The sequence below is a fragment of the Microbispora rosea genome (assembly GCF_044460045.1).
GTDB lineage: Bacteria > Actinomycetota > Actinomycetes > Streptosporangiales > Streptosporangiaceae > Microbispora > Microbispora rosea.
In genome coordinates, this window is the sequence record NZ_JBITJO010000006.1 from 283925 (window position 1) to 309051 (window position 25127).

General features: G+C 73.0%; 25 protein-coding genes. 6 read left to right on the top strand and 19 right to left on the bottom strand.

The annotated features are described in order from the left end of the window. The first annotated feature begins 210 nt into the window (after nt 1-210). Nucleotides 211-960, top strand: coding sequence for an NUDIX hydrolase (locus ACIBK1_RS26140; protein WP_396738317.1), 750 nt, complete (start codon nt 211-213; stop codon nt 958-960). Between the two features lie 103 nt (nt 961-1063). Here ACIBK1_RS26140 and alc read toward each other — a convergent pair whose 3' ends face one another. From alc to uraD, 9 genes are all read right to left on the bottom strand, one after another. Continuing rightward, nucleotides 1064-2041 carry an allantoicase gene (alc, locus tag ACIBK1_RS26145; protein WP_396738320.1) on the bottom strand — a complete coding sequence of 326 codons (978 nt, stop codon included), beginning with the start codon at nt 2039-2041 and terminating at the stop codon, nt 1064-1066. Further along, entirely contained in the window at nt 2038-3330 is a 1293-nt protein-coding gene (allB, locus tag ACIBK1_RS26150) for an allantoinase AllB (protein ID WP_363531390.1), read from the bottom strand. Before allB ends, alc begins: the two co-directional genes overlap by 4 nt. Nucleotides 3331-3437: 107 nt before the next feature. Continuing rightward, nucleotides 3438-4619 carry a glycerate kinase gene (locus ACIBK1_RS26155; RefSeq protein WP_396738324.1) on the bottom strand — a complete coding sequence of 394 codons (1182 nt, stop codon included), beginning with the start codon at nt 4617-4619 and terminating at the stop codon, nt 3438-3440. A 43-nt stretch (nt 4620-4662) separates the two neighbouring features. Next, nucleotides 4663-6030, bottom strand: a complete 1368-nt coding sequence (locus ACIBK1_RS26160) for an 8-oxoguanine deaminase (RefSeq protein WP_396738327.1) — start codon at nt 6028-6030, stop codon at nt 4663-4665. Between the two features lie 98 nt (nt 6031-6128). Then, nucleotides 6129-6629 (bottom strand): (2Fe-2S)-binding protein, encoded by a 501-nt coding sequence (locus ACIBK1_RS26165; protein WP_076432050.1) that lies wholly within the window; start codon nt 6627-6629, stop codon nt 6129-6131. Then, the gene (locus ACIBK1_RS26170) at nt 6629-7486 is read right to left on the bottom strand and encodes an FAD binding domain-containing protein (RefSeq protein ID WP_396738331.1); all 858 of its coding nucleotides are present in this window, start codon (nt 7484-7486) and stop codon (nt 6629-6631) included. The genes ACIBK1_RS26165 and ACIBK1_RS26170 overlap by 1 nt, the downstream gene beginning before the upstream one ends. 3 nt (nt 7487-7489) lie before the next feature. Continuing rightward, on the bottom strand, nt 7490-8362 hold the full coding sequence (gene pucL, locus ACIBK1_RS26175) for a factor-independent urate hydroxylase (protein ID WP_396738334.1): 873 nt from the start codon (nt 8360-8362) through the stop codon (nt 7490-7492). Between the two features lies 1 nt (nt 8363). After that, on the bottom strand, nt 8364-8711 hold the full coding sequence (uraH, locus tag ACIBK1_RS26180; protein ID WP_030508952.1) for a hydroxyisourate hydrolase: 348 nt from the start codon (nt 8709-8711) through the stop codon (nt 8364-8366). Continuing rightward, nucleotides 8708-9181, bottom strand: a complete 474-nt coding sequence (uraD, locus tag ACIBK1_RS26185) for a 2-oxo-4-hydroxy-4-carboxy-5-ureidoimidazoline decarboxylase (protein WP_030508951.1) — start codon at nt 9179-9181, stop codon at nt 8708-8710. The genes uraH and uraD overlap by 4 nt, the downstream gene beginning before the upstream one ends. A gap of 186 nt (nt 9182-9367) precedes the next feature. On the opposite strand from uraD, the gene ACIBK1_RS26190 reads away from it, so the two are divergent. Next, entirely contained in the window at nt 9368-10207 is an 840-nt protein-coding gene (locus ACIBK1_RS26190; protein ID WP_030508950.1) for a deoxyribonuclease IV, read from the top strand. A gap of 490 nt (nt 10208-10697) precedes the next feature. On the opposite strand, the gene ACIBK1_RS26195 is transcribed toward ACIBK1_RS26190, so the two are convergent. Together ACIBK1_RS26195 and ACIBK1_RS26200 are read right to left on the bottom strand one after the other, a co-directional pair. Then, the gene (locus ACIBK1_RS26195; RefSeq protein WP_030508949.1) at nt 10698-11525 is read right to left on the bottom strand and encodes an ABC transporter permease; all 828 of its coding nucleotides are present in this window, start codon (nt 11523-11525) and stop codon (nt 10698-10700) included. Continuing rightward, nucleotides 11522-12466: a daunorubicin resistance protein DrrA family ABC transporter ATP-binding protein gene (locus ACIBK1_RS26200; RefSeq protein ID WP_030508948.1), complete on the bottom strand. Its 945-nt coding sequence runs from the start codon at nt 12464-12466 to the stop codon at nt 11522-11524. The genes ACIBK1_RS26195 and ACIBK1_RS26200 overlap by 4 nt, the downstream gene beginning before the upstream one ends. A gap of 77 nt (nt 12467-12543) precedes the next feature. Here ACIBK1_RS26200 and ACIBK1_RS26205 point away from each other — a divergent pair, with 77 nt between their 5' ends. Then, nucleotides 12544-13125, top strand: coding sequence for a TetR/AcrR family transcriptional regulator (locus ACIBK1_RS26205; RefSeq protein ID WP_030508947.1), 582 nt, complete (start codon nt 12544-12546; stop codon nt 13123-13125). 32 nt (nt 13126-13157) lie between these two features. Here ACIBK1_RS26205 and ACIBK1_RS26210 read toward each other — a convergent pair whose 3' ends face one another. Next, the gene (locus ACIBK1_RS26210) at nt 13158-13886 is read right to left on the bottom strand and encodes a LytR/AlgR family response regulator transcription factor (RefSeq protein ID WP_030508946.1); all 729 of its coding nucleotides are present in this window, start codon (nt 13884-13886) and stop codon (nt 13158-13160) included. Nucleotides 13887-14100: 214 nt separating this feature from the next. Here ACIBK1_RS26210 and ACIBK1_RS26215 point away from each other — a divergent pair, with 214 nt between their 5' ends. After that, nucleotides 14101-15468: a sensor histidine kinase gene (locus ACIBK1_RS26215; protein ID WP_030508945.1), complete on the top strand. Its 1368-nt coding sequence runs from the start codon at nt 14101-14103 to the stop codon at nt 15466-15468. Nucleotides 15469-15517: 49 nt separating this feature from the next. Here the strand turns inward: ACIBK1_RS26215 and ACIBK1_RS26220 are convergent, their stop codons facing one another. Both ACIBK1_RS26220 and ACIBK1_RS26225 read right to left on the bottom strand, forming a co-directional pair. Further along, nucleotides 15518-16660 (bottom strand): sensor histidine kinase, encoded by a 1143-nt coding sequence (locus tag ACIBK1_RS26220; RefSeq protein WP_363531357.1) that lies wholly within the window; start codon nt 16658-16660, stop codon nt 15518-15520. 27 nt (nt 16661-16687) lie between these two features. Continuing rightward, nucleotides 16688-17308 (bottom strand): sulfite oxidase-like oxidoreductase, encoded by a 621-nt coding sequence (locus tag ACIBK1_RS26225; RefSeq protein ID WP_030508943.1) that lies wholly within the window; start codon nt 17306-17308, stop codon nt 16688-16690. Between the two features lie 251 nt (nt 17309-17559). On the opposite strand from ACIBK1_RS26225, the gene aroF reads away from it, so the two are divergent. Next, nucleotides 17560-18618, top strand: coding sequence for a 3-deoxy-7-phosphoheptulonate synthase (gene aroF / locus ACIBK1_RS26230; RefSeq protein WP_030508942.1), 1059 nt, complete (start codon nt 17560-17562; stop codon nt 18616-18618). 87 nt (nt 18619-18705) lie between these two features. Here aroF and thiI read toward each other — a convergent pair whose 3' ends face one another. The 4 genes from thiI to ACIBK1_RS26250 form a co-directional block, all read right to left on the bottom strand. Then, entirely contained in the window at nt 18706-19902 is a 1197-nt protein-coding gene (thiI, locus tag ACIBK1_RS26235; RefSeq protein WP_036407118.1) for a tRNA uracil 4-sulfurtransferase ThiI, read from the bottom strand. Between the two features lie 192 nt (nt 19903-20094). Beyond that, nucleotides 20095-20745 carry a response regulator gene (locus ACIBK1_RS26240; protein WP_030508940.1) on the bottom strand — a complete coding sequence of 217 codons (651 nt, stop codon included), beginning with the start codon at nt 20743-20745 and terminating at the stop codon, nt 20095-20097. A gap of 107 nt (nt 20746-20852) precedes the next feature. Further along, nucleotides 20853-21995: a MacS family sensor histidine kinase gene (macS, locus tag ACIBK1_RS26245; protein WP_036407115.1), complete on the bottom strand. Its 1143-nt coding sequence runs from the start codon at nt 21993-21995 to the stop codon at nt 20853-20855. 183 nt (nt 21996-22178) lie between these two features. After that, nucleotides 22179-23204: a 6-phosphofructokinase gene (locus tag ACIBK1_RS26250; protein WP_030508938.1), complete on the bottom strand. Its 1026-nt coding sequence runs from the start codon at nt 23202-23204 to the stop codon at nt 22179-22181. 263 nt (nt 23205-23467) lie between these two features. On the opposite strand from ACIBK1_RS26250, the gene ACIBK1_RS26255 reads away from it, so the two are divergent. Next, on the top strand, nt 23468-24376 hold the full coding sequence (locus ACIBK1_RS26255; RefSeq protein WP_396738341.1) for a bifunctional helix-turn-helix transcriptional regulator/GNAT family N-acetyltransferase: 909 nt from the start codon (nt 23468-23470) through the stop codon (nt 24374-24376). A 221-nt stretch (nt 24377-24597) separates the two neighbouring features. Here the strand turns inward: ACIBK1_RS26255 and ACIBK1_RS26260 are convergent, their stop codons facing one another. Next, nucleotides 24598-25056, bottom strand: a complete 459-nt coding sequence (locus tag ACIBK1_RS26260) for a winged helix-turn-helix transcriptional regulator (protein WP_396738344.1) — start codon at nt 25054-25056, stop codon at nt 24598-24600. Between the last annotated feature and the right edge of the window lie 71 nt (nt 25057-25127).

Genomic DNA, 25127 nt, shown 5'->3' on the forward strand with positions numbered 1-25127 from the left:
GCCTGGGACGGGCGTTCCCGCCGCCGTACCGGTCGCGGAGTCCTCCGAGGCCGTTCCACGGTGCGGAGCCCGGCCGGCGACGCCTGCCGGGAGCGGTGACAGGAGCCGTGCCGGGACACGGTCCCTGTCCCTGGCGAGTCCCGTGCCCGTACGAGTCTGGTGCGCGTGCGAGTCACCTCCGGCGGGTGGTGCTCGTGCGAACATGGGCCGGTGAGCGAGGCTCTGCCGGCACCCGCCGGCGTCGAACTCCTGGAGACTCGCCGGCTCCGCCTCGTCGAAGCCGCCGCGCCGCGGATCCCGCCCGACGAGCAGGCGGCCGTGAATCGCGCGTGGGACGAGGCGGTGCGGGCGAATCCGGCCCTCTTCGACGGACCGGCCGTGTCATGCGCGGGACTGCGACGGGGTGATCCGGACGGCCTGGTCATCACGTGGGCACGGACCACCTACCGGCTCCATGCCCTGCGCCGTGTCCCGGGCGCCGCAGTGTGGCTGCCGTCATTGTTCGTCAACGTCGTGCAGCCGACGGACGACGGGCGCCTCCTGGTGGTGCGGATGTCCTCGTGGACGGCCGCTCCGGGCCGCTGGCAACTGCCGGGTGGTTCCGCCGAACCTCCCGAGGACGACGGGCTCCTCGACGCGGCCGCCCTGCGCCGGCACGCCACGCGGGAACTGGCCGAGGAGATCGGCGCCGACACGGCGCCCGATGAACTGACCCTGTGGCTGATCATCCGGGACGAGGGTGGAAGCGTCGGCGTCCTGTTCCTCGCTCCGCCCCGGCCCGCGCCGTTCCTGCACGAACGATTCGCGGATCTCGTGGCGTCGGAGACGGCTCTGGGCCGCGACCCGGAGCTGGACCGGATCACCCTCGTCCGCTCCCCCGCCGAGCTCGCGCGGCTCAGCGGGCCTCACGCCGACTACCTGGAACCGGTCGTCCGCCGGTACGCCGCGTGGCAGTCGTGATCGCCCCCGAACGCCCCGGGTCGCCGCCCGCGCGCCGTCGGCCGCCGCCCCACTCACCGGCGGTGCGGTGCCCACTCCTGAGCGTGGATCGTCAAGCCCGGCGTCAGGACGGGGACCAGGGGGCGAGGGTGCCGAGGAGGCGGAGGCGGGCGAGGCCCCCGTCGGGGTAGATGTCGAGCCGGGCGTGGGTGATCCGGCGGTCGTCGTCGAGGCGGAAGCGGTGGCGGGTGTCGGGCTGCAGGCGGGTCCTGGGCAGCAGCGGGAACCAGGCGTCCTCGTCCTCCAGCGGCGCCCGGTCCGCGTCCGCCCCCTTCAGCGACGCCCAGCCGGGGGCGTTGAACACCAGATTGGTCGTGTCGATCTCCGCGACCGCCACCCGGCCCGGCCCGGCCAGGGCGACCACGAGCCAGTCGTTGCCGCCGTCGCGGCGGCGGGCGGTCTCCCAGCCCTCGGCCTGGTTGCGGGCCAGGCCGGGCGCGAGGACGTTGTTCGGCGAGGAGTAGAACTCGTCGGAGCACGCCGTCACCAGGCCGCCGTTCTCCAGCGCGGCGAGGTCGGCCGTCAGGCCCTCCAGGAACGCCCGGTCGGGCACGACCCGCCCGTGGACCCGCAGCCGCGCGACGCCGCCGTCGGGGAAGATGTTCAGCCGCACGTGGGTGAAGCGGCGGGGGTCGGTCACGGCGAACTCGTGGACCGCGTCGCCCTTCAGCGGGCTCTTCGGCACGATCTCCACCCAGCCGTCCAGCTCTTCCGGCGAGGGGTAGCCCTCGGCCGCGCACGCCTCGACCGACGCGTACGGCGGGTAGTTGCCGCGGAACCACGCGGTGTCCACGACCACGCCCCTGATGATCCCCGGCAGGCCGAGCCGCACGATCGCCCAGTCATGGCCGGGCTCGCGCCGCCGCCGGGTCTCCCAGCCGTCGTAGACCTGCCCTTTGGCGCCGAAGGTGTGCGGCCGGAACTCGGCCGGTCCCGGCCGGATCAGGGCCTCCCGCTCGGCGAACGACTCGTCGTTGGCGGCCACGACCGACCCGCCGTACGTGCGCAGGGCGAGGTCGGGCAGGCGGGTGAAGCCGGTCATCGCGCTCCCCTCGTCAGCAGCCGGCCGCGCGGCGTGGCGAGATCGACGGGCGTGCCGCGCAGCCAGGTGGTGCGCACCACGCCCGCCAGCCGCGCGCCGTGGTAGGGGGACACCGGGTTGCGGTGGTGGAGCGCCGCGACGTCCACGGTGAACCCGGCGTCGGGGTCGAAGGCGACGAGGTCGGCGTCGTTGCCCTCCCTGATCGCCCCCTTGTGCGGCAGGCCCGCCAGGCGGGCCGGCCCCTCGGCCATCCAGCGCGCCACGTCGGCCAGGCCGTGGCCGCGGGCGCGGGCGGCGGTCCACACGACGGGCAGGCCGACCTGAAGCGAGGAGATCCCTCCCCAGGCGGCGGCGAAGTCGGGCACCTTGAGGTCGGGCGTCGACGGGGAGTGGTCGGAGACGATCCCCATGAGCACGCCGTCGGCGAGCGCCCGCCACAGCGCGTCGCGGTTGGCGGCCTCCCTGATCGGCGGGCAGCACTTGTAGGCGGGCCCGGTGACCTGCTCGGCCGCCAGGGTCAGGTAGTGCGGGCAGGTCTCGGCGGTGACGCGCACCCCGGCCGACTGGGCGGCGTGCAGCGGTTCGACGCAGGCGGCGGCCGACACGTGCACGATGTGCGCCCGCGCGCCGGTCTCCGCCGCGAGGGCGATCACCTGCTCGACGGCCCTGCGCTCGGCCTCCTGCGGGCGGGACCTGAGGAAGTCGTCGTACGCGGGGCCGCCGGGCTCGGCCAGCAGCCCGGGGTCCTCGGCGTGGGCGATCAGCAGGCCGTCGAACGACGCCACCTCCGCCAGCGCGGCCCGCAGCCCGTCGCGGTCGAGCGCGGGGAACTCGTCCACTCCGGACGGGGACAGGAAGCACTTGACGCCCATCACCCCGGCCTCGTGCAGGGGCCGCAGGCCGGCGAGGTTGCCGGGGATCGCGCCGCCCCAGAAGCCGACGTCCACGTGACACCGGCCCTCGGCGGCCTTCCGCTTGACCTCCAGAGCCGCCACGTCCACGGTCGGCGGCAGCGAGTTGAGCGGCATGTCCACGATGGTGGTCACGCCCCCGGCCGCCGCCGCCCTGGTGGCGGTCGCGAATCCCTCCCAGTGGGTGCGGCCGGGCTCGTTGACGTGCACGTGGGAGTCGACCAGTCCGGGCAGCAGCGGCAGGTCGCCGAGGTCGGCGGACTCCTCCGCCGCCGGCGGCTCGTCGTACGGGCGCAGGGCCGCGATCACGCCGCCGCGCACGGCGACGGCCAGTGGACGCTCCCCCTCCGGGGTGACGGTCCGCCGGGACCTCACCACCAGGTCGTACTCCCCCCCTCCCCCCGTGATCTTGTAGTTTGTCGCAGACCATGCCGCCGACCTGCGGCGATCACCTCCGTGATCATGCACGAAACCCGCCTCTCCCCTCACGACCCGGGCATTGTCCGTTTGTGATCTTGCACCAGATGCGCGGTGGCGATCCGGGCCGCGAGCCGTTCGAGAAGCGGCCCGGCCTCGGCCATGCACCGCCGCACGTCGGGCTCAATGTCGGTCAGCGCGTACGCCGCCTCGATGCCGGCCGCGCGCAGCTCGTCGTCGCCGACGGTGCGCCTCCCGCAGACGGCCACGACCGGCACGCCGTGCTTGGCCGCCGCGGCCGCGACGCCCACCGGGGCCTTGCCGCGCAGGGTCTGCTCGTCGATCGAGCCCTCACCAGTGATCACCAGCCGGGCTCCCTCCACGTGGCGGTCGAACTCCACGAGGTCCAGCAGATAGCCGATGCCGGGCCGGATCTCCGCGCCGAGGAACGTCAGCGCGCCGAAGCCCACCCCACCGGCGGCGCCCGCCCCCGGCCGCCCGGCCACCCCCATCGCCCGCACCACGCCGTCGTGCTCGGCGGCGCCCGCCAGGCCGTGGGTGTGCGCGGCGACGGCCGCCAGCCGGGCCAGCCCGGCCTCCAGCACGGCCACGTCCTGCGGGCTCGCGCCCTTCTGGGGGCCGTACACCGCCGCCGCGCCGTACGGCCCGAGCAGCGGGTTGTCCACGTCGCTCGCCACGATCACCTCGAACCCGCGCAGCAGGCCGGAGGCGTCGATGCTGTGCAGGTCGCGCAGCGCGGCCCCGCCCGCGGGCAGGTCGTCTCCTGCCGCGTCAAGCAGCCGCACGCCGAGGGCCTGGGCCATCCCCGCGCCGCCGTCGGTGCAGGCGCTGCCGCCCAGGCCGAGCACGATCCGCGTCGCGCCGTGCCGTACGGCGTGGGCGATCAGCTCGCCGGTGCCGCGGCTGTTGGCGGTCAGCGGCGCCGGATCGCCAGGGAGCCGGCGCAGGCCCGACGCCTCGGCCAGTTCGATCACGGCGGCCCGTGCGCCGGGCTCGTTCCGCACGGCGTAGCTCGCCCGCACCGGATCGCCGACCGGCCCGGTCACCTCCGTCTCGACCCGGGTGAACCCGCTCGCCACGACCGCGTCCACGGTGCCGTCACCCCCGTCGGCCACCGGCAGCTCGACGACGGGGACGTCACCCAACCCCGCGGCCACGTGCGCGGCCACCTCGGGCGAGGTCAGCGACCCCCGGAACTTGTCCGGCGCGATGACGACGTGTCCTGTCATGGTGTGGCTCACCTGTGGCCCTTCGATCGTGTCCGGGAACGTTTCAGACATGATCCATGGTGGTGAGCCTCCGATGGGCGGCGGCCCCGGCCCGCGCGGCCTCCTCTCCGGGCACGGTGCGCAGCTCGCCGCCGTCCACGACGGTCCTGCCGCCCACGAGCAGCCGGGCGAGCGGCGGGGTCGGGCCGTACGCGAACGCGACGACGGGATCGTCGATCGCGGCGTGGAAGCCGCCGAGCCGCCACAGCGCCACGTCGGCGAGCTTGCCGGGCTCCAGTGAGCCGATCTCGGCCTCCCGGCCTAGACAGCGGGCGCCGCCGAGCGTGGCCATCTCCAGGGCCTGGCGGGCGGTCAGCGCGCGCGGGCCGTACCGGGCCCGCTGCATGAGCACGGCCATGCGGATCTCCCCGGCCAGCGGAGTCATCTCGCTGGACGCCGCGCCGTCGACGCCGAGCCCGACCGGCGCGCCCGCGGCCAGCAGGTCGGAGATGCGGGCGATACCCGCGCCGAGGCGTCCGTTGGACGACGGGCAGTGGGCCGTACCCGTGCCGGTCTCGCCGAAGCGCCGCACGTCCTTGTCGGTCAGGTGGACGCAGTGGGCCAGCCACACGTCGGGGCCCAGCCAGCCGAGCCGGTCGAGGTATTCGACGGGCAGCACGCCGAACTGCTCCCTGCAGTGCTCGTCCTCGTCGGCCGTCTCCGCCACGTGCGTGTGCAGCCGTACGCCGTGGGAGCGGGCGAGCTCGGCCGAGCGGGTCATGAGCTCCCCGCTGACCGAGAACGGCGAGCAGGGGGCGACCGCGACGCGCAGCATCGACCCGAACGACGGATCATGAAATTTGCGGATCGCGTCGTCGGTGGCCCGGAGGATCTCGTCGACGTCCTCCACGACCTCGTCGGGCGGCAGGCCTCCCTGCGAGGCCCCCCGGTCCATCGACCCCCGGCAGGGGTGGAAGCGCAGCCCGACCCGCCGCGCAGCCTCGATCTCCGCCTCGAAGAGGTCTCCCCTGCCCTTGGGGAAGACGTAGTGGTGGTCGGTGGAGGTGGTGCAGCCCGACAGGGCCAGCCAGGCCAGCCCGGCCGTCGCGGCGCCCGACACCACCTCGGCGTCCATCCGGGCCCACAGCCGGTAGCTGGCCACCAGCCACTCGAACAGCGTGCCGTCCGGGGTCACCCCCTGGGACGCCCACTGGTAGAGGTGGTGATGGGTGTTGACCAGGCCGGGGGTGGCCAGGCAGCCGGAGGCGTCGACGCGTTCCGCCCCCTCCGGCACGACCGGCGCCGGGCCCGGGCCGACCGAGGTGATCAGGCCGTCCTCCACCACGACGTGGCCGGACGGGATCTCCTCTCCCACGACCGGGACGACGTAGGCGTTCTCGATGACCACTCCTCGTGGTGCGAGATCACGCAATGGAGACTCCCTGGTCAGGTGCGGCGAGCACGATTTTCTGCATGATCACGGAGGGTTCCGGCGCAGGGGGCGGCGCGCGAGTGCGACAAACTACAAGATCACGGCGGGGGGTGGGGGTGGCGGCGGGAGGCGGCGAGGCGGACCGCGTCGAGGATCTTCTCGTACCCGGTGCAGCGGCACAGGTTGCCGGCCAGGGCCTCCCGGATGTCGGCGTCCGGCGGCACCCCCTCCGCGCCCGCGAGCAGCGCGTGGGCCTGGACGACGAGACCGGGGGTGCAGAAGCCGCACTGCACGGCCCCCGCGTCCACGAACGCGCGCTGCACCTCGTGCAAACCGGTTTCACCGGAGGGCCCGCCTCCGACGGCCAGCCCCTCGACCGTCACCACCTCGCGTCCCTCCGCCTGCCCGGCGGCGACCAGGCACGCGCAGACCGGGGCGCCGTCGAGATACACCGTGCAGGAGCCGCATTCGCCCTGCTCGCAGGCGTTCTTGGCGCCCGGCAGGCCGAGCCGCTCGCGCAGGACGTACAGCAGGCTCTCGCCCTCCCACACGTCGTCAGCCGTCATCGGGCGGCCGTTCACGGTCACGTTGACCCTCATCACGCGCTCCCCCTGAAGTCGTCCCAGGCCCAGCCCAGCGCGCGGCGCGCCATCACGGCCAGCGCGTGCGTGCGGTAGGCGGCGCGGCCCCGCACGTCGTCGATCGGCGCGGCGGACGCGGCCACGAGTTCGCCGAAGCGGCGTGCCACGCCGGGATCGAGCGGGCCGTGGCCCTCCCAGTCCAGTCTCCCCGACGCGAAGTCCTCGGCCTGCGGGGCGTGGCGCGGGGTCGGCGCGGCCGAGCCGATGCCGGTGCCCACCCGCCGCTCGCCCGGGTCGACGGCGACCGCGAACGAGCAGACCGCGATCACCATGGCGTTCCTGGTGCCGATCTTCGAGAAGTACTGCGGGCCGGTGGCGACAGGGACGCGCACGGCGCGGATCAGCTCGTCGGGAGCGAGGGCGTTGCGCTTCACGTCGGTGTAGAACTCCCGGATCGGGATCAGCCGGGTGCCGCGCACCGACTCGGCCTCCACGACCGCGCCGCACGCCAGCAGCGGCGGATGGCTGTCGCCCGCGGGCGAGGCCGCGCCGAGGTTGCCCGCGACCGTGCCCCGGTTGCGGATCTGCGGCGACCCGACCGTGCGGGAGGCCTGGGCCAGGCCGGGCAGGTCGGTCCCGAGCTCGGCGATCAGCCGGGAGTAGGTCACGCCCGCGCCCACGCGGATCTCGCCGCCCTCCCGCGACCACTCCCGGAGCTCGGGGATCGGGGTGAGGTCGAGCAGGGCGGCGGGACGGCCCTTGTCGAGGTTGATCTCCACCATGACGTCGGTGCCGCCCTGGATCGGTGTCGCCGTGGGCCGCTCGGCCTTCAGCGCCAGGGCGTCCGGCCAGGTCGGCGGTCGCAGGAAGTCCATCGGCTACTCCCAGGCCGGGCCGGCGGCGGGCGCGTCCTCGCGCAGCACCGTGCCCTCGATCAGCCCGTACGGCCGGTCGGCGGCGAAGAAGACCTCGCCGTCGTTGTCCAGCCCGAAGGGCGCGAGGTCCACCAGGAAGTGGTGCTTGTTGGGCAGCGACAGCCGCACCTCGCAGACTCCCGGGCACTCGGCCAGCACCCGGGTGCCCATGGCGTACAGCGTCTGCTGCAGCGACAGGCTGTAGGTGTCGGCGAAGGCCGCGAGGAGGGCGGCCCGCGCGTTCTCGTAGGTCTTGTCCCAGTCCTGGGTCACGTCCTGGGAGGCGTCCGCGTGCCGCCACGCCACGTCCACCGCGGTGGCCAGGACGCGGTCGCGGGTCTCCGGCAGCGTCGTGTACTCGTCCTTGGCGAAGCCCCAGAACTCGGAGTTGGTCGTGTTGAGCACGACGAGATCGCGCAGGCCGGAGACCACCCACGCCGTCGTCCCGTCGTAGTGGGCCACGCAGGTACGGACCTCGCGGCCCGCGCGGACGAACGAGTGCCCGAACGCGCCGTTGCGCTCCCAGGCGTGCTCCTCGACGGCGACCCGGGCGTGGTGGATCGCGGGCCGGGAGTCCGCGAAATGACGCGCCAGCAGCAGCGCGAAGTCCTCGATCGCCCCGACACCGTGCTTCTTGGCGAACGCGAAGACCGTGTTCTTCTGCGTGTCGGTGGGCAGGACGGCGGAGTTGTCCCCGCTCAGGTGCACCTCGGTCATGTCGCCCGACAGCGACGTGCTGACCGTGAGGTCCTTGATCCGGTGGGCGTCGCCGTGCCGGGTCACCCGCACGACTCGCGTCTCGGCCTTGCCATACCTGTTCGGCCCCAGAACGGCCACGTCAGCTCCCCCGGTAGGTCGAGTAGGCGAACGGGCTCAGCAGCAGCGGCACGTGGTAGTGCTCGCCGGCCTCCCGGATGGAGAACACGACGCTCACCTCGGGGAAGAACGCCTCGTCCCCCAGGTAGGCGCCGGTGTCGAACACGAGCCGGTAGGTCCCCGGGCGCGGATCCCCGGCCGGGTCCCACTCCCGGCCCAGCGGGGTCCACTCCCGGATGCGGCCGTCGCCGTCGGTGCGGCCCTCCGCCACCGGCACGAACCCGTGCGCGGCGCGCCGCGACAGCCGTACGAACAGGTCCTTGGCCGGTCGCCCCGCCGCGGTGTCGAGCACGTGCGTCGAAAGGCTCACCGGCCCTCCCAGAGCTTGGCCAGCCGCAACGCGACGATCTTCGACAGCTCGTCCCTGACGACCTTGCGCTCGGTCTCCTCGTCGTTGCCGAGCCGGTCGCGCAGCAGCGCCAGCAGTTCGCCGGTCTCCCGGCCCGTCGCGCAGACCAGGTAGACGTGACCGAAGCGGCTCTCGTAGGCGGCGTTGCCCTCGCGGAGCGCGACGAGCACCTCCCGGCCGGCGTCCGCGGTCCCGGACTGCTCGGACCGCGACCACGCGGCCTCGCGTCCCGCGCCGTCGGGCCGCTCACCGATCCGCGGGTGCGCCGCCAGCGCCTCCAGCACGTCGTCCCAGGCCAGCGCCGAAAGAGCGGCCTCGCTCGCGCGCCGGAGCCCGTCGGGGTCGCGGAACGGCCCGCGTGCGGCGACCGCCTCCACCCACCTGGCGGAGGCGCAGCAGGACCGCAGGTCCTCCCGGCTGAGTTCGCGCATGCCCGTCAGTCAACCGCCGGGCCCGGGGCGAATCCAGCGGCGCGAAGTCCGAACCGGGCGCCCTGCTCCGGGGGCCGCTTTGTACGTTGTGACAAGGGGACGGCATCGGCCTGCGCCGACGTCCTGTGCCAATGCCCGTGCCAACACTCTGTGCCAACGCTCTGTGCCAATAATCTGGGGGGCATCATGACTCCTTCCAATCTCATCGGCGGACACGTCTTCGTCGCCGGCGGTCTCGCCAAGGGCGGGCTGAAGTACGCGGCCGACATCGGCGCGGAGATGATCCAGGTCTTCGTCACCAACCCGCGGGGCTGGGCGCTCAGCGAGGGAAACCCCACGGAGGACGCCAAGCTCCGCGAGTCGGGCGTACCGGTCTTCCTGCACGCCGCCTATCTGGTGAACTGCGGGTCGCCGACGCGGGAGACCCTGGAGAAGTCGATCGCGGTGATCCGCCACACCCTGCGCAGGGGCGCCGAGACCGGCGCGCTCGGCGTGGTCGTCCACACCGGCTCCGCCGTGAGCCAGTCGCGCGAGGCCGCCATGCGCCAGATCCACGAGCACCTGCTGCCGGTGCTGGACGAGCTTGGGGACGACGGCCCCGACCTGCTGCTCGAACCGATGGCGGGCCAGGGCCAGATGCTGTGCGCGACCGTGCAGGACCTCGGCCCCTATCTGGAGGCCTTGGACCACCACCCCAAGGTCGGCGTGTGCCTCGACACCTGCCACGCCTTCGCCGCGGGACACGACCTGGCCGCGCCGGGCGGGGTGAAGGAGATGATGGACGCGCTGAACGACGTCGCCCCCGGCCGGCTCAAGCTGATCCACGCCAACGACTCGAAGGACCCCTGCGGCTCCAAGCGGGACCGGCACGAGAACATCGGGGCCGGGCACATCGGCGCCCAGGCGTTCGGCGAGCTGATGCGCCACCCCACGGCCGCCGGGGTGCCCGTCTGCATCGAGACGCCGGGCAAGGTGGAAAAGCACCGCGAGGACATCGAGCTGCTCAAGAAGCTGCGCGGCGACTGACCAGCTCGCGTTCCGGTCCTTCGGGCCACAGCGGGAACCGGGCCACAGCGGGGACCGGGCGTCCGGGGGCAGCGGCCCTTCCGGGACGAGCGGGGTTGGGGCCCTTCCGCAGTGAGCTGGGATGGGGTGCGCCGGGCCGGGGCGTTCGCGGCGATCCGGCGCCCCCGTATGGCCGGATCGCCGCGCACCCCCCGATACGCGTTGGCGGGGCCCTTCCCCCCCGAGTAGGGCCCCGCATGGTAACCATTCGGTGACAACCTGCTCACTTTGTGATTACCCCGCGTGTCTTGCGACGTGCGAAAGACTACGAGGTGTAGTCGGGGGGCGGGATGGCCCTTCGGACGAGCGGTCTCTAGTTAGCGCCATGCGGCCCGCTCCCGCGCGACGAGCGGGCCCCCGAAGACGACGAGCGGTAGATCGGGGCGCGCGAAGGCGCCCCCCGCCGGGCGCGTGCCCCCCGACGAGGGTGCACGGTTCAAGTGGGCACAGCTCAGCCGCCCAGGCGGCGGTAGCGCCGGGCGGACAGGGGCAGGAAGACGAGCGTGATCAGCAGCGGCCAGCCGATCGCCAGCGTGAGGGCGTGCTCGGCGGCCCAGGAGTCGCCCTGCCAGCCGGGGTTGCCGAACAGCATCCGGCAGGTGGCGACCGTCGCCGACAGCGGGTTCCACTCCGCGATCGCCCCGAGCCAGCCCGGCAGGAGCGCCGGGGACACGAAGGTGTTGGCCAGCATCGTGAGCGGCAGCAGCGGCAGCCAGGCCGCGCTCGCCGCCTCCGGGGTGAGCGCCAGCCCGAGGTAGATCCCCACCCAGATGAGCGCGAAGCGCAGCAGGAGGAGCAGGCCCACGGCGGCCAGAGCGTCGCCGATCCCCCGGTGCCAGCTCCATCCGGCGACCAGGCCGCACGCGAGCAGGATCAGCAGTTCGAGCACCGAGTTGACGATGTCGGCGAAGGCGCGGCCGAGCACCACCCCGGGCCGTGAGATCGGCGTCGAGCGGTAGCGGTCGGTCACCCCGCGGGATGTCTGCAGGCTGACCACCGTCATCGTGGTCATCACCCCCATCGCCATCGTCTGGGAGAACATGCCCGGCATGAGGAACTCGCGGTAGTCGCCGCCGCCCGCGACGTTCATCGCGCTGCCGAGGACGTAGCCGAACAGCACGACCATGACGATCGGATACAGCGTCAGATTGAGGACCGCGGCCGGGTTGCGGACCCAGTGCGTGAGGTTGGTGCGGGCGATGACCGACGCGTCCGAGAGCGTCCAGCGCAGCCGCTCGCTCCACCGAGGCGGCGCGTCCGGGGCGGCGAGGGCGCTCACGCGGCCGCCTCCGCCGTCAGGCTCAGGAACACCTCGTCCAGCGTCGGACGGCGCAGGGAGACGTCCTCGACCTCGATGCCGCGCCGCTCCAGCTCGCGTACGACCGTGGTGAGCGCCGCGACGCGGTCGCGCACGGGGGCGGTCAGGCGGCGCGCGTCCGCGTCGGCCACGGGCTCGGCCTGCGCGACGCCCGCGAGGACGGCGGCGGCGTCGCCGAGGCGGGCGGGATCGCGCACGACGAGGTCGAGGTGGTCGCCGCCGATCAGCGACTTCAGGCGCTCGGGGGTGTCGTCCGCGATCACGCGCCCCCCGTCGATCACCGCGATCTGCCGGGCGAGCTGGTCGGCCTCGAAGAGGTACTGCGTCGTCATGAGCACGGTGCTGCCGGCGTCGGCCAGGGCGCGCACGGTGCGCCAGACCTCCGTGCGGCCGCGGGGGTCGAGCCCGGTGGTCGGCTCGTCCAGGAAGAGCACGCGCGGGGCCTGGATGAACGCGGCGGCCAGGTCGAGACGCCGCCGCATGCCGCCGGAGTAGTGCCTGACCCGCCGGTCGGCCGCCTCGGCCAGCCCGAACCGCTCCAGGAGCTCGCCGGCGCGACGTCGCGCGGCCGCCGCGCCGAGGTGGTGGAGCCGCCCCCACATCTCGAGGTTCTCCCGTCCCGTGAGGATCTCGTCCACGGCGGCCTCCTGTCCTGCCAGGCCGATGCGGCGGCGCACCTCGGCCGGTCGGCGCGCGACGTCGAACCCGGCCACGAGCGCACGGCCGGAGTGCGGCCGCGCCAGCGTGGTGAGCACGCGGACGGCGGTGGTCTTGCCCGCGCCGTTCGGGCCGAGAAGCGCGCACACGCTCCCGCCGGCGACCTTCAGGTCGAACCCGTCGAGGGCCCTGGTGTCGCCGAAGCGCTTGCCCAGCCCCTCGGCGACGATTGAGTAAGAGTTCATCACCTCATAATGAGACTTCGATGTCTCATTATCAACCGCGATCGTCTCCTAATGGAGGCGCTGCTAGCCTTCCGGAGGTGACCGACACCAGGGAATCGGGCACGCGCAGCCGTACGCGCCGTGCCATCCTCGCTGCGGCGGCCTCGGTTCTCGCCCGCGACCGCGGCGCGACGCTCGCGGACATCGCCGAAGCCGCCCAGATCGGCCGCAGCACGCTGCACCGCTACTTCTCCGACCGGCAGGACCTCGTGAACGCGGCCGTCGTCGACTCCTTCCGCGTGGTGGAGAAATCGACGGCCGGGGCGGCCATCGACCAGGGCCCGCCGATCGAGGCGATGCGCAGGCTGATCGCCGCCCTGGTGGACGCCGGGGACCGCCTGGCGTTCCTGTTCGGCGACCCCCGGGTGCTCGAGGAGTTCACGGCCTGCTTCGAGCCCGATCTGTCGGTGCCGACCACCGTCACCCTCATCGAGCGCGGCCAGGCCGAGGGCGTGTTCGACCCCGGCGTCAGCGCCGAGTGGATCCAGCAGGTGCTGTGGGCCCTCACCTACACCGGGTGGGAGGCGGCCGAGAAGGGGCTGCTCCCCCGGCACGGCGTCGCCGCCGCCGTGACCCGCGCCTTCGAGAGCGGCATGGTCGTGTCCCCGGCTCGCCCCTGACGCGCCCTACGGTGCGGGTGGCGCGCGCAGGCTCAGGGACGGAACTGCCGGACGAGCTGCTCGCGCACCTGCCGCGTGTGCCGCCTGCTCACCGGCAGCGTCTCGCCGCCCACCTGCAGGACCACCCGCCCGGCGTCGAAGCGGAGCTCGCTGACGTGCCGGGCGTTGACCAGGGTGCTGCGATGGGCCCGGACGAACCCGGCGCCCGCCCAGCGGCGTTCCAGGGCCGCCAGGGACATCCGCACGAGGTAGACGGCCTCGGCCGTGTGCAGGCGGACGTAGTCGCCGTGAGCCTCGGCGTAGCACACGTCCTGCCGGGCCACGAACTTCGTGCGGCCCCCGAGCTCGACCGGGATCGTCTCCAGGTCCTCCTCGGCGCCGGGTGGCGCGACGGCGGCCGAGAGCCGGCGTACGGCCTCCGCCAGGCGTTCCGGGCGTACGGGCTTGAGCAGGTAGTCCACGGCCTCCAGCTCGAACGCCTGGACCGCGCAGTCGTGGGCGCTGACGAAGACCAGGCGGGGAGGCGCGGGGAACCCGCCGATGAGCCGGGCCAGGTCGAGGCCGTCGAGGCCCGGCATGCGCACGTCGAGGAAGACGCCGTCGAGGCGCTCCCCGTCGGCGATCATCTGGACCATGTCGTGCAGGGCGGCCCCGCCGTCGGTCGCCGTGCTCACGTGCTCCACCCGGGCGTCCTGGCGGAGCAGGAAGGCGAGCTCGGACAGGGCGGGGACCTCGTCGTCCACCGCGAGGACACGCAGCATGGCGTCCACCGTGCCGCGTGTTCAGCCCTCCGCGCAAGAGGTGACTGAGCGGTAGGTGACATTCCCGATACTCTCCGCCACCGTCACCCGCGATTCCGAGGCAAGGTCCAGGCCAAGACTAGATAGAACTATCCGGCTTTGGGCGTCTAGCAGCCATTTTGTCTACTAGGGCCGCTTACCGTTGACAGCAATACCAAGCCAATGAGGAACTTGGATGAGCATCAGGCCGGTCACGCTCCCTCCTCTCTCCAACTCCATCCAGGCGCGTGTGACGCTGACCGTGGCGACGGTGTCCGTACTCCTCGCCGTGGTGATCGGCGTCGGCCTGTGCCTGCTCGTCCGGCACCGGCTCGAAGCCGAGATCTTCAGGGAGACCCGCCGGGTCGCGACCGAGTGGATCGGCCTGATGGAACGCGGACATGTTCCGCCGCCGACGCCGACGGCGCGGGTCCCGCTCGTCCAGCTCGTCGACTCGCGGGGCCAGGTGGTGACGGCCGGGCCCATGGTCGGAGACCAGCCGATGAGCACGGTCAGGCCGACCGAGGAGAACCGCATCCACGACGTGACCGAGTGCCCCGGGAGCGAGCGGTGCGTCATGCTCACCGCCGCCCGGGTCCCGTCGTTGCAGTCCGGGGAGCTCTGGCAGGGCGAGCCCCACTTCGTCTACGCCGGCACGGACCAGCCGCCCGCCCTGCGCGGGCGGAGGCTGGAGCTCCTCGTCGGCGTCGGCGGAGTGCTGCTGGTGGCCCTGTGGACGTGGACGACCTGGCGGGGGACGGGCCGCATCCTGCGCCCCATCGACGCGATCCGGCAGCGGATGTCGGAGATCACCGCCAACGACCTGTCCATGCGGGTGCCGCAGCCGTCCGGCCGGGACGAGGTCTCCCGGCTGGCCCACACCGCGAACCAGACGCTCGACCGGCTGGAGTCGGCGGTCACGCGGCAACGGGAGTTCGCCGCCATCGTGTCCCACGAGCTCAAGTCCCCGCTCACCGGCCTGCGCACGGGACTGGAGGAGGCGCTGCTCTTCCCGGAGATCGACCCACGGGAGGCGATCGTCAGGGCGCTGCCGGCCGCCGAGCGCATGCAGCAGATCATCGACGAGCTGCTCGCCTTCGCCCGGCTGCGCAACACGCCGTGCTCGGCCGAGCCGGTCGACCTCGGAGCGCTCGTACGCGCCGAGGCGGCGGCGCGCACCACGGGCGTGCCGGTGCGCAGCAGGACCGAGCCGGACGTCCACGTCCTCGGCAGCCGCGTGCAGCTGGCCAGCATCGTGACGAACCTGCTGGTGAACGCGCAGCGCCATGCCATCCGTCAGGTGGAGGTGAGCGCCGAGCGCGCCGGGAACCAGGCGCTGGTGGTCGTGCTGGACGACGGCGACGGTGTCGACGAGAAGGACCGGGAGCGCATCTTCGAACCCTTCATCCGGCTGGAGGCGGGGCGGCGCCTCGATCCCGACGGCAGCGGCCTCGGCCTGGCCCTGTGCCGGGCGATCGCGGTGGCGCACGAGGGCAGCCTGTGCGTCGAGGACTCCCCGCGCGGCGCGCGGTTCGTCCTCCGGCTCCCGATCCTGACCGGCTGAACCCCCGGTCGCCGTCGCCCCCGCTCCCCGGCCCGTTCCCCGCCGGGGTTCAGGAGCGGGCCGGGACGGGGCGGGAGCGGGCCTTGGGGATGCGCAGCCGGATGCGGGTCCCCTTGCCGGGCGCCGTCTCGACCATGAGCCCGTAGTCCTGGCCGTAGAGGTGGCGCATGCGCAGGTCCACGTTGCTCAGCCCGATCCCGCTGCTCTCCTCGGCGAGCGCGGCCCGCAGATGTTCGGGGTCCATGCCGACGCCGTCGTCCTCGACCCAGATGTGCGCCTCCGGCCCGGCGTCCCTGATCACGACCCGGACCTCCCCCGGCATGCCGTGCTTGATGGCGTTCTCCACCAGGGGCTGCAGGCACAGGAACGGCACGTCGACCCGCAGCACCTCGGGAGCGACCTGGACGGTGAAGCGCAGCCGGTCGCCGAACCTCGCCTGCTCCAGCAGCAGGTAGCGGTCCACGCAGCTCAGCTCGTCGGCCAGCGAGGTGAAGTCGGCCGCCCGGCGCAGCGCGTAGCGGATGAAGTCGGCGAAGTCGAGCAGCAGCTCGCGGGCGCGCTCGGGATCGGTCCGGACGAACGAGGCGATCGTGGTCAGCGAGTTGTACACGAAGTGGGGCGAGATCTGCGCCCGCAGGGCCCGCGCCTCCGCCTCCAGGGTGCGCCTGCGGGAGGCGTCGAGCTCGGCGAGTTCGAGCTGGCCGGACATCCAGCGGCCCACCTCGGCGGCCGTGCGCACCAGGCCGGTGCCGATCTCGGCGTCGTACGCCGCGAGCGCGCCGACCGCCCTGCCCTCCACGGTCAGGGGGACGACCACTCCGTGCCGGTCGCCGCCGGGGGCGGAGACGAGGCGCGGCCTGCCGCCCTCCATGGTCGCGCGCACCTCCGCGAGAACCGCCTCGTCCGCCGGCGCGCCCGTGCCGTCCCTGGCCAGGACGCGGTCGCTCGTGGCGACCACGAGGCCTGCCGTGCCGAGCAACGTCCGCAGGTGCCGTGCGGCGCGGCGGGCGGAGCCGCGGGTCAGCCCGGCGCGCAGCGAGCCGGCCGCCAGCCCGGCGACGCGCAGGGCGAGGAACGTCCCCTCCCCCCGCAGTTCGCCGGGGGCGGGCCCGCGGCAGGCGAGGGTGCGGGCCAGCACGCCGCCGCAGACCCCGCAGAGCGCGCACAGCGTGACCCAGACGGCTGAAGACACGCCGGACACCGTAGCCGCTCGGCGGCCTCACGGAGGGCCGTCGCCCGGGTCCTCCTGGTATGAGTAGCGCTGTTCCTTCCAGGGATCGGCCACGTTGTGGTAGCCGCGCTCCTCCCAGAAGCCGCGCCGGTCCTCGGTCAGGTATTCGACCGCGCGCACCCACTTCACGCTCTTCCAGGCGTACAGGTGCGGCACCACGATCCGTACGGGATAGCCGCGTTCGGGGGACAGCGGGGTCTCGTCGAGGTGTGTGGCGAACAGCGTGGCTGGGCGGTCGAAGTCCGACATGCGCATGTTGGCGCTGTAGCCGTACTCGGCCCACACCATGACGTGGCGCACGCCCGGCGCCGGGGGGACGCGGTCGAGCAGCGCCGACGTGGGAACGCCACCCCACTCGTTGCCCATCAGGGAGAACTTGGTGACGCAGTGGAAGTCCGCGACGACCGTAATCCTGGGCAGCGCGGAGAACTCCTCCCACGAGAACTCGTGGACCCGGCCCGAGGCCGTGGCGCCGAAAACCTGGAAACGCCATGTCTCGGGGCGGAACGCCGGGACCCGCCCGTAGTGGACGACGGGCCGTCCGCGCGGGACGTACTGGCCCGGCGGCAGGCGCGTCTCCTCCTCAGGGTTCTCCGGCACGCACGCCATCCTGCCATCCGCCCGGAGGACGACCACACCGGCCCCCGGGCGTGCGAATGCGGCACGATCATGGAAGCGTGCGCTATATTGCGTCACATGCGCACCGCTTGGTCGTTTTGGTATGGCGACGGACCCGTGAGGACCGATCGCCTCCATGCGCTGCGCTGACAGCCACGGCGAACGAAGGCCCCGGGTCCACACGGACCCGGGGCCTTCGTCGTTTTTCCGGACCCGCACCGTTCACAGCGACAGGAGTCACCATGGTCATCGTCATGACCCCCGAGGCAACGCAGGACGACGTCGAGGCGATCGCCGGCGTCGTGGCCGCCGCCGGAGGGAAGGCGTTCGCGAGCCGCGGCGTGAACCGCACGATCGTCGGCCTCATCGGCGACGTCGAGCAGTTCGCCACACTGAACCTGCGCTCCATGCCGGGCGTCGCGGACGTCGTGCGGGTCTCCACTCCGTACAAGCTCGTGAGCAGGGAGAACCATCCCCAGCGCTCCACGGTGACCGTGCGCGGCGTGCCGATCGGCCCGGACACCGTCACCCTGATCGCGGGCCCGTGCGCGGTCGAGACGCCGGAGCAGACGCTGGAGGCCGCGCTGATGGCCAAGGCGGCGGGCGCGACGCTGCTGCGCGGCGGCGCCTACAAGCCGCGCACCTCGCCGTACGCCTTCCAGGGGCTGGGCGAGAAGGGCCTGCGCATCCTGGCCGAGGTGCGCGAGCAGACCGGGCTGCCGATCGTCACCGAGGTCGTGGACGCCCACGACGTGGCGCTCGTCGCGTCGTACGCCGACATGCTCCAGGTCGGCACCCGCAACGCGGGGAACTTCGCGCTGCTGCAGGCCGTGGGCGCGGCCGGCAAGCCGGTCATGCTGAAGCGGGGCATGACGGCGACCATCGAGGAGTGGCTGATGGCGGCCGAATACGTCGCCCAGCGCGGCAACCTCGACATCGTGCTGTGCGAGCGCGGCATCCGTACCTACGAGCCCGCCACCCGCAACACGCTCGACATCTCGGCGGTCCCGGTCGTCCAGCGGCTGTCGCACCTGCCGGTGATCGTGGACCCGTCGCACTCGGGCGGCCGGCGCGACCTCGTGCTGCCGCTGTCGCGGGCCGCCGTCGCGGTCGGGGCGGACGGCCTGATCGTCGACGTGCACCCCCACCCCGAGCAGGCCCTGTGCGACGGCCCGCAGGCCCTGGTGAACGGCGACCTGGACGACCTCGCGGCCGTCATGCGCGACTTCCCCCCGCTGGTGGGCCGCACCGCGACCGTCACGACCGCCGGCGCGACGGCGGCGTCCCCGATCCCCGCCTGACCCCGTCCCGGCCGGACCGGTCCGCCGGGGCCCGGGAACCGCGTCACGCGGCCCCGGGCCCCGGCGGCGCCGGAGGACGACGCGGGCTCAGACGTCGAGCTTGTACGGCTGGATCGAATCGGCCAGCTGGGCGGCGAGGTCCTCGGCGTCCAGGCGCTTCTCGATCTGCTTGAGGTCCTCGATCTTCGCGCGGGTCTCGGCCTGCCGGGGCGCGAGCAGCGTGCAGCAGTCCTCGTCGGGCAGCTCGGAGATCTCCAGCGTCCCGATCCTGCGGGCCTCGGCCATGATCTCGGTCTTGTCCAGGCCGATCAGCGGACGCAGGATCGGCAGGTCCACGGCGTGGTCCTGCGCCGTGATGTTGGTGAGGGTCTGCGAGGAGACCTGGCCGAGGCTGTCGCCGGTGACCAGCGCCTCGGCGTGGATGCGGTGGGCGACCTCCTCGGCCGTCTTGAGCATCAGCCGCCGCTGCGCGATCACCGCGAGCCGGTCCTGGCCGGAGTTCTTGATCGACTGCTGTGCCTTGCCGAACGGCACCACCCACAGGCGCGACTTGCCCTGGAACTTGTCCAGGTTGCGCACCAGCGCGTACGCCTTGTAGATCGACTCGGAGGTGGTGAACGGGATGCCCGAGAAGTGCAGGAAGTCCACGCGCAGGCCGCGCCGCATCATGCGGTAGGCGGCGACCGGGGAGTCGATGCCGCCGGACAGCAGCGCCAGCGCCCGGCCGCTGGAGCCGACCGGCAGGCCGCCCTGACCCGGCCGGCCGCCGGTGAACAGGAACGCCTCGTCCTTGTCCACCTCGATGTGCACGGTCAGCTCCGGGTTGCTCAGGTCGACCGGCAGCCCGTAGGTGTCGTTGATCGCCCCGCCGACCACGCGGTCGAGCTCGTTCGAACGCAGCGGGAAGCGCTTGTCGCGACGCCGCGACCGTACGGCGAAGCGCGCCTTGCGGGCCACCTCGTCGCTGTCCCTGATCAGCTCGATCGCGGCCTTGGTGATCGCGTCCGTGTCCTTCGCCACCCGCCAGGCCAGGTGGACCAGCACGATGCCGGGCACGTCGGCCACGCGGGCCGCGACCACCTCCGCCTCCTCCACCTCGGTCCCCGCGGGCAGGAACAGGGCGATCACCCCGTGCCGCTGGCGGATGTCGACCCGGTGGTCCTTGAGAGCGTGCTTGATGTTCGCCCGCAGGCGCATCTCGAAGATCTCGCGGTTCCGGCCCTTCAGAACCACCTCGCCTAACTTGAGCAGCACCGAGGGCTCTCCGAGGGCGGTCATGGTCATCTGTGGAAACCTCCGGACGGACATGGACGGCCGTCACGCCGGGGAGGGCACGGCCAGGGGACATACGCCAGGGACAACGCGTCACGGCGATACGGGCTTCCCACTGTAATGCCGCCGCCGTACCAGCGCCGATCGGCTCCCGGCGCCCCTCCAATCTTTGCCTCGCCGCATCGCCCCGCCACGTCGTCGTCGCTAGTCGAGTTCGGCCAGGCCCTTCTCGATCGCGTAGCGGACCAGCTCGACCCGGTTGTGGAGCTGGAGCTTGCTCAGCGTGTTCTGCACGTGGTTCTGCACGGTGCGATGCGACAGCACCAGACGCTCGGCGATCTGCCGATAGGTCAGGCCCTTGGCGACCATGCGCAGCACCTCGGTCTCCCGGTCGGTCAGCCGGGGGCCGTCCTGCGCGGCGTCCCGGCCCGGGCCGGCCGCCCCATGGGCCAGCCGGCGATACTCCCCCAGCACCAGCCCGGCCAGGCCGGGAGTGAAGACGGCGTCGCCCTCTGCGGTGCGCCGGACGGCGTCCAGGAACTCCTCCCGGCTCGCCGACTTCACGAGATACCCGGAGGCTCCCGCCTTGACCGCTTCCAGCACGTCCGCCTCCTCGGCGCTGGCCGACAGGACGAGCACGCGCGGCGGGGCGGCGGACGCGCCGAACCCCCGGGCCACCTCGACGCCCGGCAGATCCGGCAGCCGCAGGTCCAGCACCACCACGTCCGGCCGCACCGCCGCCGCGACGCGCAGCGCCTGGCGGCCCTCCCCGGTGGCGGCGACGACGTCGTACCCGGCCTCGGTCAGGTCCCTGGCGACCGCCTCCCGCCACATCGGGTGGTCGTCCACCACCATGACCCGCACCCGCGCGCGTCCCCGGCCGTCGGCCGCCGCCCCGTCCTCCGCCCCTGCGCCGGCGGCCGGACGCGCGGGATCATCCGCGCCCGGCCGTTCGTCTCCGCTCACGACCGCCTCCCGCTCTTTTCGTCCGCCCGCGCCTCGTCCGCGCTCACCGGAACCGACAGCTCGATCTCCGTTCCCGTCCGCGACGAGGTGATGGCCACCGTGCCGCCGAGGTCGGCCACCCGGCCCCGGATCGAGCGGGCCACGCCCATGCGCCCCTCGCGGGCCGCCTGCTCCAGCCGGCCCTCGGGGATGCCCGGTCCGTCGTCGCGTACGGTGACGACGACCGCGCCGCCGTCCTCCTCCGCGAGTATCCACGCCCGGGTGCCCTCGGGGCAGTGCCGCGCGACGTTGTCGAGGGCCGCGCCGACGGCCGCCGCCACCTCCCGCGCGCTTTCGGCCGGCAGCGGCAGCGGCGTCGCGGGCGCGGACACGGTCACCCGCGAGGTGCCGTACGGCCGCAGCAGCTCACGCAGGTCGGCATCGGCCTCCGCCGCGCCTGACGGAACCTGCACCAGCGCCCGCAGCGCCGCCTCCTGCTCCCCCGCCAGCCTGCCCAGCTCGGCCGCCTCGCCGCCGATCTCCGCGCCCCTGCGCTGCACCAGGGCCAGCACCTGGAGCACCGAGTCGTGGATGCCGCGGGCCAGCCGCTCCCGCTCGCGGCCCGCCGCCTCGATCCGCGCGGCGCGCCGCATGCGCTCCTCGGCCTCCCGCGCGAGCCGCGCGACGTGCCCGACGACGACGCCGGCCATGAACATGAGCACGGCGCCGTTCACCGGGATGGAGGCGAGGTCGACCCCGTTGCCGCTGCGCAGCCACAGGTCGGCCGCCGACATGACCGCGGCGGCGACCGCACCGGCACGGCGTCCCCGCGCCACGCCGTACGCCAGGACGGGCCCGGCCGCCCAGGTCGCCGTGATCGGGATCGCCCCGGCCAGCATGTCGTCGCGGCTCTGCACGTACGGCGAGGCCAGCAGGCACGCCGCCGTGACGACGAGGTCGGCGGCCAGCAGCGGTCCCCGCCGCGCGGCGGGAGGCGGGACGAGCATGACCACCGTCCAGACGGCCATCACGCCGACGACGGCCCAGGCCACGGCGGGACGGTCGTAGCCGCCGGCCCTGAGCACGAGCAGCGCCGCGTACGCGAGCGACGCCACGCGGAAGACGGCGATCGCCCGCCAGAACGGTCCTTCGATGCCCATCGCGCGGCGCCCTCTCGTGATTGAGCCGGGAGGGCCGGGCCCTCCGCTCACATAATCGGGCAATCGCCGCGCCCCGGGGGTTCACTTCGTGCCGTTCGAGACCGCACATGCGTACGGCTCCCGCGGGGCGACGCGGGAGCCGTACGGATCGTGCGCGGGCCGCGGTGACGGGCCCGCGACCGATCAGCCGAAGAAGACCTCGGCCTCCTCGTAGCGGGAGGCCGGCACGGTCTTGAGCTCGGCGGTCGCCTCCGCGAGCTGGACGCGGACGATGTCGGTGCCGCGCAGCGCGACCATCTTGCCGAAGTCGCCCTCGTTCACCGCGTCGATCGCGCCGAGGCCGAAGCGGGTCGCGAGCACGCGGTCGTAGGCGGTCGGGGTGCCGCCGCGCTGGATGTGGCCGAGGACCGTGGTGCGGGCCTCCTTGCCGGTGCGCTTCTCGATCTCCTTGGCGAGGAGCTCGCCGATGCCGCCGAGACGCACGTGGCCGAACGCGTCCAGCTCGCCCGCCTGCAGCGCCATCTGCCCCTCGAGCGGGTGGGCGCCCTCGGCGACGACGATGATCGGCGCGTAGCGGGTCTTGAACCGCGACTCGACGTAGGCGCAGACCTTCTCGATGTCGAACGGCTTCTCCGGGATGAGGATCACGTTGGCGCCGGCGGCCATGCCCGCGTGCAGCGCGATCCAGCCCGCGTGACGGCCCATGACCTCGCAGATCAGCGCGCGGTGGTGCGACTCGGCGGTGGTGTGCAGCCGGTCGATGGCCTCCATCGCGATGTTGACCGCGGTGTCGAAGCCGAAGGTGTAGTCGGTGGCGTTGAGGTCGTTGTCGATCGTCTTGGGCACGCCGACGACCTTTACGTCGCGGTCGAACAGCTGCTTGGCCACGCCCAGCGTGTCCTCACCGCCGATGGCGATGAGCGCGTCGACGCCCTGCGCGGCGAGGTTCTCCTTGATCCGCTCGACGCCGCCCTCGATCTTGATCGGGTTCGTGCGGGAGGAGCCGAGAATGGTGCCGCCACGCGGCAGGATGCCCCGGACGGCCTGGATGTCGAGCGGCATGGTGTCGCCCTCCAGAGGGCCACGCCAGCCGTCGCGGAATCCGACGAACTCGTGCCCGTACACGCCGACGCCCTTGCGGACGACGCCGCGGATCACCGCGTTCAGCCCGGGGCAGTCGCCGCCTCCGGTCAGGACTCCAATACGCATGACGGGTTCTTCCTCCATCTGGGATTACGCGTGGAATGGCGCGGCCGGCCCGACGCAGGCCCCGGCGCTCCACCGCATCGCATTCTGCCTGAGCCTGTCTCAATGGTCTAGACCAAAAGGAGAGGCTACGCCACCCGGCCGACCGGACCAACTCAGTCTCGCACGACGAGACCACCCGCGTCGTAAGTGGCGTCTTCCCAACGACCCGCCGCGGTTCTATCTTTGACTCCGTCAATCATTTCCTTGAGTTAGGCAAGGGAAAAATGGACATAGTTCCCGAAGTCCGTGCGTTCAACCGCTTCTACACGTCCGTCATCGGCGTGCTCGGGGCCGGTATGCACGACACCTCCTACTCCCTGACCGAAGCGCGGGTGCTGTTCGAACTCGGCACCAGGGAGGCGGCCGACACCGCCGACATCAGGGCCATGCTCGGTCTCGACCCCGGTTACCTGAGCCGGATCCTCGCCAGATTCGAAGGCGACGGGCTCGTGTCCCGGGAGCGGTCGGCCGAGGACGCCCGCCGGCAGGTCGTACGGCTCACCCCGAAGGGCCGCGACACCTTCGCCGTGCTCGACCGGCGATCGGCCGCCGAGATCGAGACCCTGCTGGCGAAGCTGACCGATCCGGAACGCCGTCGGCTCGTCTCCGCGATGGGCGCCGTGCGGAGCCTGCTGGAGCCCGCCGAGCGGCGCGAGCCGTACGTCATCAGGCCGCCGCGGGCCGGCGACCTCGGCTGGGTGGTGCACCGGCACGGGGTCCTCTACAGCGAGGAGTACGGCTGGGGCGCCGCGTTCGAGGCCCTGGTCGCGCGGATCGTCGCCGAGTACGTCGAGGACCACGACCCCCGCGGGGAGGCGGCCTGGATCGCCGAGGTGCACGGCGAGCCGGTGGGATGCATCTTCTGCGTGCGCAAGGACGAGACGACGGCCCAGCTCCGCCTGCTGCTGGTCGAGTCGTCCGCCCGCGGCATGGGCATCGGCGGGCGCCTGGTCGACGAGTGCCTGCGCTTCGCCGCGTCCGCCGGCTATCGCCGGATCGTGCTCTGGACCCGCGACGTGCTCGTCAGCGCCCGCCGGATCTACCAGGCCGCCGGATTCGAGCTGGTGGAGCAGCATCCGGGCGAGGAGTCGGGCATCCCCGTCACCGACCAGGTATGGGCCAAGGACCTGTGATTTCCGGCTCCGCCCGGCCGCTGCCGCGGCCCTGGCGGTGACATCAGGGCGTTCGGGCAGGTGGACGGGACGCCAGGCGATGAGGGACCCGGCGACGCGGGGCCGGGCGGGCTTCACGAGGTTCGCCCCGCCCTGCATTCGGCCTTGCCGCTCCTCCCCCGGACGCGGCGCCGGCCCGATGAAGCCGGCGAGGCCCCCTCGTCACGGCGCGGCCGGGTTCCTTATCGGGTTTTCCGCACGAGCGTGGTGTCAGTGTCGAGAGGGGTGCCGTCGGCGCCGGTCGGCGTGATCTCCGGCACGGGGATGCCGTGCCGGTCGACGAGGACGGAATGGGTCTCGCCAGGGGCGAAGGCGTGGCGTTCCCCCCACTGCCGCAGAGTGAGGATGACCGGGAAGAGGTCGCGGCCCGCGTCGGTGAGCACGTATTCCTGCCGGCGTCCCGACGGTGCGGTGTGCTGGGCGAGGAGCCCTTGAGCGATCAGCCTGCGGAGGCGGTCGGCGAGGATGTTGCGGGCGATGCCGGTGCGCCGCTGGAACTCGGTGAACGACCGCGCCCCGTCCATCGCGTCACGGATGACGAGAAGGCTCCACCTGTCGCCGACGAGATCGAGCGTGCGGGCCACCGGGCACTCGGGGTCGGTCCAGGCCGGGTCCGGGACGCGCATGGTGCTGGTCGACACGGCACCCTCCCAATCAGTTGCAGATTGAAACCATTCTGCCCTACGGTCGAATTGGTTGCAATTTGCTACTG

Bases quoted from the DNA above. Each gene is read 5' to 3' on its own strand.
- ACIBK1_RS26165 (WP_076432050.1), bottom strand. From the start codon at position 6,629: ATGAGGGTCAACGTGACCGTGAACGGCCGCCCGATGACGGCTGACGAC.
- ACIBK1_RS26225 (WP_030508943.1), bottom strand. From the start codon at position 17,308: ATGGCGTGCGTGCCGGAGAACCCTGAGGAGGAGACGCGCCTGCCGCCG.
- ACIBK1_RS26170 (WP_396738331.1), bottom strand. From the start codon at position 7,486: ATGGACTTCCTGCGACCGCCGACCTGGCCGGACGCCCTGGCGCTGAAG.
- alc (WP_396738320.1), bottom strand. From the start codon at position 2,041: ATGACCGGCTTCACCCGCCTGCCCGACCTCGCCCTGCGCACGTACGGC.
- ACIBK1_RS26255 (WP_396738341.1), top strand. From the start codon at position 23,468: ATGGACATAGTTCCCGAAGTCCGTGCGTTCAACCGCTTCTACACGTCC.
- ACIBK1_RS26155 (WP_396738324.1), bottom strand. From the start codon at position 4,619: ATGACAGGACACGTCGTCATCGCGCCGGACAAGTTCCGGGGGTCGCTG.
- ACIBK1_RS26215 (WP_030508945.1), top strand. From the start codon at position 14,101: ATGAGCATCAGGCCGGTCACGCTCCCTCCTCTCTCCAACTCCATCCAG.
- uraD (WP_030508951.1), bottom strand. From the start codon at position 9,181: ATGCGCGAACTCAGCCGGGAGGACCTGCGGTCCTGCTGCGCCTCCGCC.
- aroF (WP_030508942.1), top strand. From the start codon at position 17,560: ATGGTCATCGTCATGACCCCCGAGGCAACGCAGGACGACGTCGAGGCG.
- ACIBK1_RS26190 (WP_030508950.1), top strand. From the start codon at position 9,368: ATGACTCCTTCCAATCTCATCGGCGGACACGTCTTCGTCGCCGGCGGT.
- ACIBK1_RS26240 (WP_030508940.1), bottom strand. From the start codon at position 20,745: ATGGTGGTGGACGACCACCCGATGTGGCGGGAGGCGGTCGCCAGGGAC.
- ACIBK1_RS26250 (WP_030508938.1), bottom strand. From the start codon at position 23,204: ATGCGTATTGGAGTCCTGACCGGAGGCGGCGACTGCCCCGGGCTGAAC.
- ACIBK1_RS26200 (WP_030508948.1), bottom strand. From the start codon at position 12,466: ATGAACTCTTACTCAATCGTCGCCGAGGGGCTGGGCAAGCGCTTCGGC.
- thiI (WP_036407118.1), bottom strand. From the start codon at position 19,902: ATGACCATGACCGCCCTCGGAGAGCCCTCGGTGCTGCTCAAGTTAGGC.
- ACIBK1_RS26210 (WP_030508946.1), bottom strand. From the start codon at position 13,886: ATGCTGCGTGTCCTCGCGGTGGACGACGAGGTCCCCGCCCTGTCCGAG.
- macS (WP_036407115.1), bottom strand. From the start codon at position 21,995: ATGGGCATCGAAGGACCGTTCTGGCGGGCGATCGCCGTCTTCCGCGTG.